Here is a 13,938-nt window from a genome sequence, read left to right as displayed (position 1 = left end):
CGCGGGCAACGCGCCTGCCGCTGTGGATCGCGCCGGACCTTACAGGATGTAACGGCTCAGGTCCGGATCCTGCACCAGCTCGCCCAGGTGCGCATCGACGTAGGCCGCGTCGACGGTGACGCTCTGCCCGTCGCGGTCCGGGGCCTCGTAGCTCAGCGTGTCGAGCAGGCGCTCGAGCACGGTGTGCAGGCGCCGCGCACCAATGTTCTCCTGGCGCTCGTTGACCAGGAACGCGATCTCCGCCAGGCGCGCGATGGCGTCGTCGGTGAAGCGCAGGCTCACGCCCTCGGTCAGCAACAGCGCTTCGTACTGCTTGGTCAGCGCCGCCTTCGGCTCGGTGAGGATGCGGATGAAGTCGTCCTTCGACAGCGCCGACAGCTCCACCCGGATCGGGAAGCGGCCCTGCAGTTCAGGGATCAGGTCGCTGGGCTTGGCCAGGTGGAACGCGCCGGAGGCGATGAACAGGATGTGGTCGGTCTTGACCGTGCCGTACTTGGTGCTGACGTTGGAGCCTTCCACCAGCGGCAGCAGATCGCGCTGCACGCCCTCGCGGGAGACGTCGCCGCCGGTGGCGCCGGCCTCGCTGCGCTTGGCCACCTTGTCGATCTCGTCGATGAACACGATGCCGTGCTGTTCGCAGGCCTCGATCGCCGCGGCGCGCACGTCGTCCTCGTTGACCAGCTTGCCGGCCTCTTCCTCGATCAGCAGCGGCCGCGCCGCCTTGATGGTCAGCTTGCGCGACTGCGACTTGCCGCCGCCCAGGTTGGAGAACATCTGCCGCAACTGCTGGCCCATTTCCTCCATGCCCGGCGGGGTCATGATGTCCATGCTGACGTTGACCGCCACGTCCAGCTCGATCTCGCGCTCGTCCAGTTCGCCGGCGCGCAGCATGCGCCGGAACTTGCTGCGGGTGTCGCTGTCCTGCGCCGACGGCTCGTTGCGCGCGGCTTCCGGATCGAAACCGATGCCGGCGCTGCGCCGCGGCAGCAGCGCATCGAGGATACGGTCCTCGGCACGCTCTTCGGCCTGGGTGCGCACGCGGGTCTTGGCCTGCTCGCGGTACAGCTTGACCGCAGTGTCGGCCAGATCGCGCACGATCTGCTCCACGTCCTTGCCGACATAGCCGACCTCGGTGAAGCGGGTCGCCTCGACCTTGACGAAGGGCGCATTGGCCAGCGTCGCCAGGCGCCGCGCGATCTCGGTCTTGCCGACGCCGGTGGGGCCGATCATCAGGATGTTCTTCGGCATCACCTCGTTGCGCAAGGCGTCGGGCAACTGCATGCGCCGCCAGCGGTTGCGCAGCGCGATCGCCACCGCGCGCTTGGCCTCGTGCTGGCCGACGATGTGACGGTCCAGCTCCTGCACGATCTCACGCGGGGTCATGGTGGAGGTATCGGGATTTGGCATTGGGGATTCGGGATTCGTAAGAGCGGAGGAGGAACGATCGATGCAGGTCCGGTGCAGGGAGAGGAGCGCTTTTGCGAATCCCCGATCCCGACTCCCGAATCACAGCTCTTCGACCACCACATTGCGATTGGTGTAGATGCAGATGTCGCCGGCGATGTTCAGCGCTTCGACGGCGATGGTGCGCGCGTCCAGCGTGGTGTGGCCGAGCAATGCACGCGCCGCCGACAGGGCGTAGGAGCCGCCGGAGCCGATGGCGATGATGCCGTCCTCCGGCTCGATCACATCGCCGGTGCCGCTGATGATCAGCGAGGTCTCCTTGTCGGCCACCGCCAGCAGTGCCTCGAGCTTGCCGAGGCGGCGTTCGGTACGCCAATCCTTGGCCAGTTCCACGGCGGCGCGGGTCAGCTGGCCGTGCTTCTCCAGCTTGGCCTCGAACAGCTCGAACAGGGTGAACGCATCGGCGGCGGCGCCGGCGAACCCCGCCAGCACCTGGCCCTCGCGGCCGAGCCGGCGCACCTTGCGCGCATTGCCCTTCATCACGGTGTGGCCCAGGGTCACCTGGCCGTCGCCGGCTACGGCGACGCGGCCATCGCGGCGCACCGACAGGATCGTGGTGGCGTGGAAAACATTGGGGTTCTGACTGGGATCCATGCGGCCTCCGGAGCGATGACTCAGGTGTGGGGGCTGGCGACGCGCGGTTCAAGCGTCGTCGGTCGCAGACCGGTGGTCGCCAAGCCGGGCGTGCGCCGGCCGGGCCGGATCGGCAGAGATGCCCCAGGCAAGATGCCAATCCTTGCCCTCGGTCTCGATCGGGTGCAGGGTGCGTCCGGCGCCGTTCCCGCAGGCCAGATCATGCGCGGCGCAATAGCGGTCGCAGCCCCAGCACAACCGTTCGGGATGGCGCGGCGCCAGCGGAAAGGGTTTGGCCATCGGTGAGCCCTCGCAACGTGGGAGGGCAGTGTCGTCCCGCCTTTGCCGACTCGCCTTGATCCAGAACAAGCGCGGGTGCGCTAGCAACCGTGCGTCCGCGATGCGGCGCTCAGGACTTGCGCTTGGCCCGCGGGTGCGCCGCGTCGTAGACCTTGGCCAGGTGCTGGAAATCCAGGTGGGTGTAGATCTGCGTGGTGGCGATGTCGGCATGGCCGAGCAGTTCCTGCACGCCGCGCAAATCGCCGGAGGATTCCAGGATGTGGCTGGCGAAACTGTGCCGCAGCATGTGCGGGTGCACGTGCTTGAACAGGCCCTGGCGCCCGGCCAGTTGCTTGATCCGGATCTGCACCGCGCGCGCGCCGATCGGCGCCCCGCCGCGCCCAGGGAACACCGGCGCGGCGGCTTCGCCCCGGCTTTCCTCGCGCCATTCCAGCAAGGCCTTTCGCGCATGCGAACCGACGGGCACCAGCCGCTGCTTGTTGCCCTTGCCCAGCACACTGACCATGCCGGCGACGAAATCCAGATCGCGCCAGCGCAGCGCGCACAGCTCGCTCAGGCGCAGGCCCGAGGAATAGAACAGCTCCAGCAGCGCGCGGTCGCGCAGGCCCAGCGGCGCATCGGTCGGCACTTCGACCAGGCGCACCGCCTCGTCCGCGTCGAGCACCTGCGGCAGCTTGCGCGGCGCCTTCGGCGCGCGCAATGCCGCGGCCGGGCTGGTGGCAATGTGACCGTGCTTGAGCAGCCAGGCGTAGAAGCTGCGGCACGCCGACAGACGCCGTTGCAGGCTCTTGGGCGACAGCCCGCGGCGGTGCTCGGCGGCAATGAAGTTGCGCAGTTGCGCGGCATCGAGCGCGGCCGGCTCGCCCAGCAGATTGGCTGCCGCCCACGCCGCCAGCGCCGCCAGGTCGCGCCGATACGCGTCCAGGGTATGCGCGGACATGCGCCGCTCGACCTGCAGGTAGGCGAGGAACCGGGACTCGGGACCCGGGACCCGGGACCCGGGAGAAGCGGCAGCGTGCGCAGCGCCTGCAGTCTCCTTCCCCGCCTCATGGACGGCGGTCCCGGTCGTGGCTTTTCCCCGAGTCCCGGGTCCCGGATCCCGAGTCCCGGCCCCACTCATCGCTGCAACGCCACCGCCAGCGCCTCGCCCATCATGCGCAGGAACAAGGTGCCCATGCCGGGATAGAAACGGTTCGGGTCGCGGCTGCCGACCGCGATCAGGCCCAGGCCGGGCAGCGGCAGCAGCGCGGTGGATTGCACCTCGTCCACGCGCTCGCCGTACAGCAGCGCCTGCTTTTCCGGTTGCAGGCGGCCGCAGATCGGCTCGCCGTCCTTCAGGCAATCGCGGAACGGCGCCAGCCGCGGATCGTCCGCCGCCAGCACCTGCAGCCACGGCGCCTGCTCCAGGCCGGGCAAGGGCTGCAGCAGCACGATGCTGACCAGGTCGCCCTGGAAATCCTCCTGCAGCGAGGCGGCCATGGCGCGCACGCTGTCGGCGGCGCTGCGCTGGCGCATCAGCGCCAGGGTCAACTGGTGGGTGCGCACCGCCAGCCGTTCGTTGACCTGCGCGTTGGCGGCCAGATCGGCCAGCCGCCGCGACAGTTCGCGGTTCTTGTCGCGCAGCACTTCCAGCTGGTAGCTGGCCAGCGACGCGGTGGGGCCGTCGTCGCGCGGCACCACCAGGGTCAGCGCCAGATCGGGAAACTGCTTGAGGAAGCCGGGATGGCGCCGCAGCCACGCGGCCACCTCGTGCGCACCGAGCTTGTCCTGGCTGTCGCTCATCGGATCCACTCTCCATCGAAGACGAAGGTCGCCGGCCCGGACATCACCACCGGTGCGGTGTCGTCCGGCCACTGCACGCGCAGCTCGCCGCCGGGCAGACTGACGCGCACGTCGCGCTCCACCCGGCCGCGCTGCATCATCACTGCGGCCGCCGCGCAGGCGCCGCTGCCGCAGGCCAGGGTCTCGCCGACCCCGCGCTCGTACACGCGCAGACGCAGGTGGCCGCGGTCGATCACCTGCACGAAGCCGACGTTCACCGAATCCGGGAACGAGGCGTGCTGCTGCAGCAACGGGCCCAGGCGGTCCACCGGCGCCGCATCGACCAGGCCCACTTCCAGCACCGCGTGCGGGTTGCCCATCGACACCGCGCCGAAGCGCACGCTGCCGCCCTGCAGCGGCAGCACGTACTCCTCGCGCGCGCGCGGGAAGCCGACCAGCGGCACGTCCTCCGGCGCGAAGCGCGGCACGCCCATCGCCACCGCGAACGCGCCGTCGGCGCCGCGGGTGATGTGGTGACTGCCGGCAGGGCTTTCGATGACGAAATCGTCCGCGGCCGGCGCGCTGCCGTCGCGCACCAGCCAGGCGGCGATACAGCGCGCGCCGTTGCCGCACTGCCCGGCGGCACTGCCGTCGGTGTTCCAGATGCGGTAGCTGGCCACCGCGTCGGCGGCGTGCGGGGCTTCGATGGTCAGGATCTGGTCGCAGCCGACGCCGAAGTGGCGGTCGGCCAGACGCATGGCCAGTGCGGCGTCCGGCGGCGGGGTGCCGTCGCGCAGGTCGAGCACCACGAAATCGTTGCCCGCGCCCTGCATCTTGCTGAAACGCAGGCGCGCGTCGCGGCGGGCCTCACTCATTCCCATTGGTGGGCATGGTGGTGTCGTTGGACGGCGGGCGCTGCCCGTCCACCGGTTGCGCCTGCCCGGCAGGATCGGTGGTCGCCGGCGGCGTCGCGTCGGGCGCGGGCGTGGCGGGCGCGGCTTCCACCGGCACCGGCTTCTGCGGCATCACCAGCGGCCCCTTGTTGCCGCAGCCGGCCAGGGCCAGCAGCGCAACGGCGGGGAGGACGAGACGGATCGAAGAAGAAGACGATGTGCTCATGCGCCGAGTATAGCCACACCGGCATGAACCGGCCGTGCCGCGGTCGCAGGCCGCGCCGCGCTCATTCGCGCGGCGGTTCCGGCCGCCACCACAACCACAGCGCCACCACGCTCATGCAGCCGATCGCCAGCGTCTGCACCCAAGGCCGGTGCACGAACAGCAGCAGCACCAGCGCGCACGCGGCCATGGTCAGCGTCGCCATCCACTTGCCGCGGCGGCTGACTGCGCCATGCCGTTCCCAGTCGCGGATGCTGCGGCCGAAACGCGGATCGCGCAGCAGGCGCCGGCGCAGCCGCGGCGAACCGCGCGCAGCGGCATAGGCGGCGATCAGCACGAACACCGTGGTCGGCAAGCCCGGCACGAAGATGCCGACGATGCCGGTCGCCAGGCTGGCATAGGCCAGCAGCCACCAGGCCCAGCGGAAACGGGAGTTCGGACGCATCGGGCCATGATAAGCCCGCGCCGGCGTGGGCAGGCATCGACCGCCTGCCGAGGCGACCGCGGTGGCCGTGCGGCAGCGGCTGTGGGAGCCGCTTCAGCCGCGACGAGCGCAGCCATTGGCGTGTCCGACTCATTGCAGTCGGGACTGAAGTCCCTCCCACAGGGAGTGACCAGACCATCAGCACCACGGCCGGCCCTCGCGCGAGACACACGCGATCCGCCCTTCGTAGGAGCGGCTTCAGCCGCGACCCGCGTTACCGGGAATGCCCGTCGCGGCTGAAGCCGCTCCTACGCGGCGACGGCGCTTCCTGCCAGACCGCAAAAGAGGAAGGCGATCGGTCAGCTGATGCCGCTCTTCCGAGTGCGCCAGGCCGCTCCTTGGGAGTTCCGTCATGGCGACGAACGACGCCAACGTCCCTTCAGACCTCAGCGCAGGCTAACCCGGCACCGCGCCCAAAGGATCGGCACATCGGCTGCCCCGCAGGTCAGCCGACGCGCGCCACGCTCACTTGGCCGGCTGCTCCACGCCCAGCTGGTCCAGCATGAAGGCGTAGGACTCGGCCATTTCGCGGTAACGACGGAAGCGGCCGGACTTGCCGCCGTGGCCGGCTTCCATGTTGACGCGGAACACGATCGGCTGGCTGCCGGTGTCGTTCTCGCGCAGCTTGGCCACCCACTTGGCCGGCTCCCAGTACTGCACCTGCGAGTCCCACAGGCCGGTGCCGACGTACATCGCCGGGTAGGCCTGGCGGGTGACGTTGTCGTAGGGGGAGTAGCTGAGCATGTAGTCGTAGTACGCCTTCTGCTCGGGATTGCCCCACTCGTCGTACTCGTTGGTGGTCAGCGGGATGCTCGGGTCGAGCATGGTGGTGACCACGTCCACGAACGGCACCTGCGCCACCAGCACGCGGTAGTCCTTGGGCGCCATGTTGGCCACCGCGCCCATCAGCAGGCCGCCGGCACTGCCGCCGGCCGCGGCCACGCGGTCAGGCGCGGCGTAGCCCTGTTGCACCAGCCCGCGGGTGACGTCGATGAAGTCGGTGAAGGTGTTCTTCTTGTGCAGCAGCTTGCCCTGGTCGTACCAGTCGCGGCCCATTTCCTGGCCGCCGCGGATGTGCGCGATGGCATAGACCACGCCGCGGTCGAGCAGGCTGACCACCGGCAGGTTGAACGCCGGGTCGGTGGACATGCCGTAGCTGCCGTAGGCGTACTGGTACAGCGCGGCGCTGCCGTCCTTCTTGAAGCCCTTCTTGTAGACCAGCGACACCGGCACCTTGACCCCGTCGCGCGCGGTCACCCAGACGCGTTCGGTCTGGTACTTGCTGGCGTCGTAGCCGATCACCGGCTGCTGCTTGAGCAGCTTGCGCTCGCCGGTGCGGGTGTTGAGTTCGTAGGTGGTGGCCGGGGTGGTCAGCGAGGTGTAGCTGTAGCGTAGCCACGGCGTGTCCGGCTCGGCGTTGATCGACAGGCCCATCGAATACGCCGGCTCGTCGGCCTTGACGTACTCCTCCTTGCCGTCGGCGAAGTGCAGACGGATCCGCTCCAGGCCGTCGGAGCGCTCGGCGATGGCGGTGAAGCCGTCGAACAGTTCGAAGCCGTCGATGAACACCTTCTCGTCGTAGGGCAACCAGCTCTGCCACTGGCTGCGCGCCGTGGCGCCGTCGGGCGCGGTCATCAGCGCGTAGTTCTTGGCCTTCCAGTTGGTGCGGATCACCCAGCGGCCGTCGAAGTGGTCGGCGTGGTACTCGACGTCGCGCTCGCGCGGCGCCAGCACGGTGAAGCGCTGCGGATCGGCGGCCGGCGCGTAGCGCTGCTCGGAGGACACGGTGCTTTCCACGCCGATGACGATGTACTTGTCGTCGCGGGTGCGGCCCACGCCCATGTAGAAGCTGTCGTCCTTTTCCTCGTACACCAGCACGTCCTGCGCCGCCGGGGTGCCCAGCACGTGCTTCTTGACCCGCACCGTCAGCAGCGTCTCCGGGTCGTTCTCGACGTAGAACAGGGTCTTGTTGTCGTCGGCCCAGACCACGTCCGGCGACACGCCGGGAATGCGATCGGCGTAGACCTCGCCGGTGTCCAGGTTCTTGAAGCGCACCACGTACTGGCGGCGGCCCACCTCGTCCTCGGTCCAGGCCAGAATGCGGTTGTCCTGGCTGACCGCCGCATCGCCGACGCTGAAATAGCCCTTGCCGGCGGCCATGATGTTGACGTCGAGCAGGATCTCTTCCGGCGCCTCCATGCTGCCCTTGCGGCGTGCCTGGATCGGGTAGTCCTTGCCGCTCTCGTAGCGGGTGTAATACCAGTAGCCGCGCTCGCGATACGGCACGCTGCTGTCGTCCTGCTTGATGCGGCCGACGATTTCTTCGTACAGCCGGTCTTCCAGCGGCTTGAGCGGCTTCAGCACCTGGTCGGCGTAGGCGTTCTCGGCGTTGAGATAGGCCAACATCTGCGGGTTCTTGCGCGTGTCGTCGCGCAGCCAGTAGTAGGCGTCCTGGCGAACGGCGCCGAACGGCGCCTTGACCGCGTGCGGCTGCTTGGCCGGATGCGGCGGAGTGGCCGCGGCGGCGGAGGCGGAGGAAGCGAAGGAGGCGGTCATGAGCAGGACAAGGCTCGCTAGCAAGGGGCGGTGGGGCATCTAATGGGGCTCCGGCGGCGGTAACGCAACGGGACGCGCCGCCCCGGCCGGGCGGCGGCAGCGGGCGGGCGCCGCGCAGTGCCGGCCGAGTCTCCCTGCAACGCCGCGCCGTGGCAAGCGTGCCGAGGCCGCGCGTTCGGGACGGCGTGGAATTCGGTCGCTCGGCGACCCGCGGCGCCGCGATGGCGCTACGGCATGCCGACCCGTGCGCCAGTGGCGCATGCCGCGACCGCTTGTTCGCGGGGAACGCGACGCCTGACACACCGACCGGCGCATGCACCGCGCTGCACGAGCGTTCCGCCTGGGTGCAGCGCACTCGGCGCCTGGCACGGCACCGCGCTTCGCAGTCCTCTCGACATCGCTAACACGCGCGACAGCACCCTCCTCTATCATCGGCGACATGGCTTCCCTTCCCGGCGACACCCTCAGTGCCTCGTCCGCCGCGCCCGGCTACAGCCAGCGCAGCCGCGAGATCGAACCCTTCCACGTGATGGCCCTGCTGGCCCGCGCCAACGAACTGGAGCAGGCCGGCCACGACGTGATCCACCTGGAGATCGGCGAACCGGACTTCACCACCGCCGCACCGATCGTCGCCGCCGGCCAGGCCGCGCTGGGCGCCGGCCATACCCGCTACACCGCCGCGCGCGGCCTCCCGGCCCTGCGCCAGGCGCTGGCGGACTTCTACCGGCAGTGCCACGACGTCGACCTGGACCCGGCACGCATCCTGATCACGCCCGGCGGCTCCGGCGCGCTGCTGCTGGCCAGCGCGCTACTGGTCGATCCCGGCCGCACCTGGCTGATGGCCGACCCCGGCTACCCGTGCAACCGCCATTTCCTGCGCCTGGTCGAAGGCGCCGCGCAGCTGGTGCCGGTCGGCCCGGACAGCCGTTACCAACTGACCCCCGATTTGGTGCAGCGGCACTGGAACGCGGACAGCGTCGGCGCGCTGGTGGCCTCGCCGGCCAATCCCACCGGTACCGTCCTGTCGCGCGCCGAACTGGCCGCGCTGTCGCAGACGCTGCGCGCCCGCGGCGGGCACCTGGTGGTGGACGAGATCTACCATGGCCTGAGCTACGGCATCGACGCGCCCAGCGTGCTGGAGGTCGACGACGACGCCTATGTGCTCAACAGCTTCTCCAAATATTTCGGCATGACCGGCTGGCGCCTGGGCTGGCTGGTGGCGCCGCGCGCGGCGGTGCCGTCGCTGGAGAAGCTGGCGCAGAACCTGTACATCAGCGCGCCCAGCATCGCCCAGCACGCCGCGCTGGCCTGCTTCCTGCCGGAAACGCTGCAGATCCTGGAAGCGCGCCGCGCCGAGTTCGCGCAGCGCCGCGACTACCTGCTGCCGGCGCTGCGCGCGCTCGGCTTCCGCATCGACGTCGAGCCGGAGGGCGCGTTCTACCTGTACGCCGACGTGTCCGCTTTCACCGACGATGCGCAGGCGTTCTGCGCGCACTTCCTGGAAACCGAGCACGTCGCGTTCACCCCGGGCGTGGATTTCGGTCGTCACCGCGCCCGCCAGCACGTGCGCATCGCCTACACCCAGAGCCTGCCGCGGCTGGAACAGGCGGTGGAGCGGATTGCGCGTGGACTGACGCGCTGGGCGCGCTGAGGCGACCAACAACGGCACGGGACAGCGACTGGAGCCGGGCATGCTCATCTACCGCGAAGCCATGGAATCGGATCTGCGTGCGATCTGCGCACTCGGCGAAGAAGTCAATGCGCTGCACCATGAGGCATTTTCCCCACGTCTTCGCCGGCGCCGGCGATGCGGACCGCGATGCGGCGCACTGGAACAGCAGCATTGGCCGGGACGATGCCACCACCTTCGTCGCCGAAACACAGGGCGTTCTCGTCGGCTTCGTCACGGTCGGCATGGTGACGGAATCGCACTCGCTGCTGCAGCCCATGCGCTTCGGCCGGGTAGGCAGCATAGGCATCACCGGCCGCCATCGGGGCCAGGGCATCGGCCCGGCGCTGATGCAGCGTGCGCACGACTGGGTGGCACTGCGTGGCGGTGTCGAAATGCGCCTGAACGTCTGGGCCTTCAACACGCACGCGCTGCACGTGTACGAAGAACTGGGTTATGAGGTCCGTTCGCTGACCTTGGTCAAGCCTTTGGCCGGCGGCGCCTGAGCACCCGCTGCGGCGGCGACCTGAAATCGAGCAGAGAGCAGGCATGGCGTCGACGCGATCGCGACGCGACGCGCTGCGCGTGGGCTCGCGCGTTCACTGGCTCGCAGGCGCCAGGCCAGGCAATGGTCCGCGCCCCGACCGGGACGCGGACCGCACCAGTCACTTGGACAGCTGCTCCCACAGGAAGCTGTACGCCAGCGCCTGCATGTGCGCCGCCTGCGCGTTGTTGGCCGCGCCGCCATGGCCGCCTTCGATGTTCTCGTAGTAGGTCACGTTCTTGCCGGCGTCGATCATCTTCGCCGCCATCTTCCGCGCATGACCCGGATGCACGCGGTCGTCGCGGGTGGAGGTCAGGAAGATCACCGGCGGATAGGTCTTCTTCGGGTCGAACAGGTGGTACGGCGAGAAGGTCTGGATGAACTTCCAGTCGTCGGTGTCCGGGTTGCCGTACTCGGCCATCCACGAGGCGCCGGCCAGCAGGTGGCTGTAGCGCTTCATGTCCAGCAGCGGCACCTGCACCACCACCGCGCCGAACAGCTGCGGGTACTGCATCAGCATGTTGCCGGCCATCAACCCGCCGTTGCTGCCGCCCTGCACGCCCAGGTGCTTGGCCGAGGTGATCTTGCGCGCGACCAGATCCTGCGCCACCGCCGCCATGTCCTCGTAGGCCTTGTGCCGGTTCTGCTTCAGCGCCGCCTGGTGCCAGCGCGGGCCGTACTCGCCGCCGCCGCGGATGTTGGCCAGCGCGTACACGCCACCCTGGTCGAGCCAGGCGCGGCCCAGGCTGCCGGAGTAGAACGGGGTCATCGAGATCTCGAAACCGCCGTAGGCGTACAGCAGGGTCGGCGCGCTGCCGTCGGCCTTGAGCTGCTTGGGCCGGACCAGGAAGTACGGGACCTTGGTGCCGTCCTTGGACACGGCGAAGTGCTGCTCGATTTCGTCCTTGGACGCGTCGAAGAAGCTCGGCATCGCCTTCAGCGTCTCGATGCTCTGCGGCCCGCGCTGCACGTCGGCCAGCATCAGCGTGGTCGGGGTCAGGAAGTCGGTGGAGGTTAGCCACACCTGGTCGTTCTCGTCGGCATCGACCGCATCGACGCTGGTGCTGCCGAAGGCCAGGTCGCCGACCGGAAACGCCGTGCGCGCCCACTCGCCCTCGCCCGGGGTCAGCACCCACAGCCGGCTCTTGACGTCGTCGAGCACGTTCAGCACCAGCCGCGACTTGGTCCAGGCGAAGGACGCCAGCGACGCGGTCTCGGTCGGCGTGAACAGCACCTGGAAGTTGCGCTTGCCGGCCATGAAGTCGTCGAACTTGGTCGCCAGCAGCGCACCGGCCGGGTAGGTCGTGCCGCCCACCGTCCACGGATCGCGCAGCTCCAGGGTCAGCCACTGGCGGTGCACGCCCTTGTTGGCCGAATTGGGCACGTCGATCTTGGTCAGGCGGCCATCGGTGCCGCGCAGGTACATCTCATCGTTGTAGAAGGCCAGCGTGCGGCTGACGAAATCGCGCTCGTAGCCGGGCGTGTCGTCGTGCATCGCCGCGATGTACATGTCGTCCGGCTTGCCCTCGTAGACCAGCGTGGCGCTGCTCATCGGGGTGCCGCGCTTCCACTGCTTGACGACGCGCGGGTAGCCGGAGCTGGTCAGCGAGCCGGGGCCGAAGTCGGTGTACAGATAGACGGTGTCGGCATCGATCCAGCTCAGCCCGCCCTTGGCCTCGGGACGGAAGAAGCCGTCCTTGATCCACTGCTTGCTGCTCAGGTCGAACTCGCGGGTGACGTCGGCGTCGGCGCCGCCGCGCGACAGCGCGATCAGGCAGCGGCGGTACTCCGGGCGCAGGCAGTTGGCGCCATGCCACACCCAGTTCTCGCCCTCGGCCTTGTTCAGCGCATCCAGGTCCAGCACCGTCTCCCACTTCGGCTCGGGCTTGCGGTACTCGTCCAGGGTGGTGCGGCGCCACAGGCCGCGCTCGTGCGCGCGGTCCTTCCACAGGTTGTAGTAGTACGGGCCGATCTTCTGCACGGCCGGGATCTTGGCGTCGGAATCCAGCACCTCGCGGATGCCGGCCTCGCGGGCCTTGAAGGCGGGGGTGTCGGCCAGACGCGCCTCGGTCTTGGCGTTCTGCGCCTTGACCCAGTCCAGCGCCTTGGCGCCGGTGACGTCTTCGAGCCAGGCATAGGGGTCTTGGGGCATCGCGGTTTCCTTGGCCGCGGCGGTGCCGGCGGCGAGCAGGCCGGCGATCAGGCAGGCGTGTGCGAGTGAGGACATGGTTCGGATCCGGGAAGGACAGCGCCGCACCGTAGCATGCGGCCTCGCCGCCCTCCCCTGCCGAAGGTCAGGCTGGGCGCGCGCTCCGCAGCGCCGGCCGGCGCCGCCGCGCCTGCGCCCGCGGCCGGGCCCGCCATTGCCCCCACAGCCGGCGCAGCGGCGGCAGCGGGAAGCGATGCAGGGCCCACCAGGCGCTCAGCGGCATGCCCAGCAGCCACAGCGGCCGCCAACCCAGCCATTCGCTGTGGCCGCGCGCGGCCGGCCACACCAGGACCAGGGCCAGTCCGGCGAGGATCGCCTGGCGCAGCAGGCGACGCAGGCCGGGGTGCGGGACGTGGTGGCGCGGGGACGACGAGACGATCGGCATGGCGGCAGTTCCTGGAAGTCGAGGCGCGCAGGTTGCCGCTGCGACATCTCAGAGGCTGCGACGCATCATTGACATGGCGCACGCGCATACTTCACCGGCATTCGCCCTTCGCCCCGGAACCCTCCTATGCGCCTGCTTTCCCTGTTCGCTTCCGTGCTGCTGCTGGGCATGGCCGTCCCCTTGCCGACGGCCCGCGCCAAGTCGCCGGACCCGGAACAGGAGCCGGCACAGCCGCCGATCGACCTGCAACGCTTCATGGGCCGCTGGTACGTGATCGCCCATGTGCCGTACTTCGCCGAGCGCGGCCACGTCGCCAGCAGCGACGAGTACACCCTCAAGGACGACGGCAAGATCGCGGTGCGCTACGAGTACCGCAACGGCTTCGACGAACCGGTCAAGGAGCTCAACTCCCGCGCCACGGTCAAGGAAGGCACCGGCAACCGCCGCTGGACCACCTGGTTCTTCAGGATGGTGCCCACCAAGTACCGCATCCTGGAGGTGGCGCCGGACTATTCCTGGGCGCTGATCGACTACCCCGGCCGCGACCTGGCCTGGGTATTCGCACGCTCGCCGAACATGAGCCACAAGCAATACCGCGAACTGGTCGACAAGCTGGACCACCAGTACGGGGTCAACATCGACAAGCTCAAGCGCGTGCCGCAACGCCGCGACCAGGTCGGCAAGCTCGGCTTCGAAGTGCCGAACAAGCCCTAAGGCAACACCCTGGGCCAGGCCGGTCGCGACGAACGACCCGGCCCGCGCCGCCGGCGCACCGGGTGCCGCCCACAAGCCGTTCGGTCCGCAGCGTCCCACGGCTGCCAACGCTCGCCGCCGCCACGCCATCGCACGCCCGGCATGGGAGCGACGCCACGATCAC

The 13,938-nt window shown here is 69.4% G+C and carries 13 protein-coding genes and 1 pseudogene; 3 read left to right on the top strand and 11 right to left on the bottom strand.

Annotated features, from left to right (window positions below):
* Positions 1 to 39: 39 nt before the first annotated feature.
* The 9 genes and pseudogenes from hslU to FHR56_RS13200 all read right to left on the bottom strand — a co-directional run bounded on the left by hslU (position 40) and on the right by FHR56_RS13200 (position 8,254).
* Complete coding sequence (gene hslU, locus FHR56_RS13240) at positions 40 to 1,407, bottom strand: ATP-dependent protease ATPase subunit HslU (RefSeq protein WP_026144567.1); 1,368 nt, start codon at positions 1,405 to 1,407, stop codon at positions 40 to 42.
* A gap of 99 nt (positions 1,408 to 1,506) precedes the next feature.
* The gene (gene hslV, locus FHR56_RS13235) at positions 1,507 to 2,058 is read right to left on the bottom strand and encodes an ATP-dependent protease subunit HslV (RefSeq protein WP_010341232.1); all 552 of its coding nucleotides are present in this window, start codon (positions 2,056 to 2,058) and stop codon (positions 1,507 to 1,509) included.
* Positions 2,059 to 2,106: 48 nt separating this feature from the next.
* Positions 2,107 to 2,337, bottom strand: a complete 231-nt coding sequence (locus FHR56_RS13230; protein ID WP_160945467.1) for a DUF3079 domain-containing protein — start codon at positions 2,335 to 2,337, stop codon at positions 2,107 to 2,109.
* Positions 2,338 to 2,446: 109 nt separating this feature from the next.
* Positions 2,447 to 3,307, bottom strand: a pseudogene (gene xerC / locus FHR56_RS13225) (tyrosine recombinase XerC); the annotation flags it as partial.
* A gap of 146 nt (positions 3,308 to 3,453) precedes the next feature.
* Entirely contained in the window at positions 3,454 to 4,119 is a 666-nt protein-coding gene (locus FHR56_RS13220; RefSeq protein WP_152180725.1) for a DUF484 family protein, read from the bottom strand.
* The gene (gene dapF, locus FHR56_RS13215) at positions 4,116 to 4,973 is read right to left on the bottom strand and encodes a diaminopimelate epimerase (RefSeq protein ID WP_160945468.1); all 858 of its coding nucleotides are present in this window, start codon (positions 4,971 to 4,973) and stop codon (positions 4,116 to 4,118) included. Before dapF ends, FHR56_RS13220 begins: the two co-directional genes overlap by 4 nt.
* Positions 4,966 to 5,217: a lipoprotein gene (locus tag FHR56_RS13210; RefSeq protein ID WP_160945469.1), complete on the bottom strand. Its 252-nt coding sequence runs from the start codon at positions 5,215 to 5,217 to the stop codon at positions 4,966 to 4,968. The genes dapF and FHR56_RS13210 overlap by 8 nt, the downstream gene beginning before the upstream one ends.
* A gap of 61 nt (positions 5,218 to 5,278) precedes the next feature.
* The gene (locus tag FHR56_RS13205; protein ID WP_160945470.1) at positions 5,279 to 5,659 is read right to left on the bottom strand and encodes a YbaN family protein; all 381 of its coding nucleotides are present in this window, start codon (positions 5,657 to 5,659) and stop codon (positions 5,279 to 5,281) included.
* A 504-nt stretch (positions 5,660 to 6,163) separates the two neighbouring features.
* Positions 6,164 to 8,254 carry a S9 family peptidase gene (locus FHR56_RS13200; protein WP_184502642.1) on the bottom strand — a complete coding sequence of 697 codons (2,091 nt, stop codon included), beginning with the start codon at positions 8,252 to 8,254 and terminating at the stop codon, positions 6,164 to 6,166.
* Between the two features lie 439 nt (positions 8,255 to 8,693).
* Here FHR56_RS13200 and FHR56_RS13195 point away from each other — a divergent pair, with 439 nt between their 5' ends.
* Positions 8,694 to 9,905, top strand: coding sequence for a pyridoxal phosphate-dependent aminotransferase (locus tag FHR56_RS13195; protein WP_160945472.1), 1,212 nt, complete (start codon positions 8,694 to 8,696; stop codon positions 9,903 to 9,905).
* 107 nt (positions 9,906 to 10,012) lie between these two features.
* On the top strand, positions 10,013 to 10,429 hold the full coding sequence (locus FHR56_RS13190) for a GNAT family N-acetyltransferase (RefSeq protein ID WP_237473013.1): 417 nt from the start codon (positions 10,013 to 10,015) through the stop codon (positions 10,427 to 10,429).
* Between the two features lie 159 nt (positions 10,430 to 10,588).
* On the opposite strand, the gene FHR56_RS13185 is transcribed toward FHR56_RS13190, so the two are convergent.
* Positions 10,589 to 12,694: a prolyl oligopeptidase family serine peptidase gene (locus tag FHR56_RS13185; protein ID WP_160945473.1), complete on the bottom strand. Its 2,106-nt coding sequence runs from the start codon at positions 12,692 to 12,694 to the stop codon at positions 10,589 to 10,591.
* A gap of 67 nt (positions 12,695 to 12,761) precedes the next feature.
* Complete coding sequence (locus tag FHR56_RS13180; protein WP_160945474.1) at positions 12,762 to 13,061, bottom strand: hypothetical protein; 300 nt, start codon at positions 13,059 to 13,061, stop codon at positions 12,762 to 12,764.
* Positions 13,062 to 13,229: 168 nt separating this feature from the next.
* Here FHR56_RS13180 and FHR56_RS13175 point away from each other — a divergent pair, with 168 nt between their 5' ends.
* Positions 13,230 to 13,775, top strand: a complete 546-nt coding sequence (locus FHR56_RS13175) for a lipocalin family protein (protein WP_237473033.1) — start codon at positions 13,230 to 13,232, stop codon at positions 13,773 to 13,775.
* Positions 13,776 to 13,938 lie beyond the last annotated feature (163 nt).

Source organism: Xanthomonas sp. F10, assembly GCF_014206815.1.
GTDB classification, from domain to species: domain Bacteria; phylum Pseudomonadota; class Gammaproteobacteria; order Xanthomonadales; family Xanthomonadaceae; genus Xanthomonas_A; species Xanthomonas_A indica.
The sequence above is the reverse complement of the archived record's forward strand: the minus strand, read 5'-3'. Positions and strand labels throughout refer to the sequence as shown.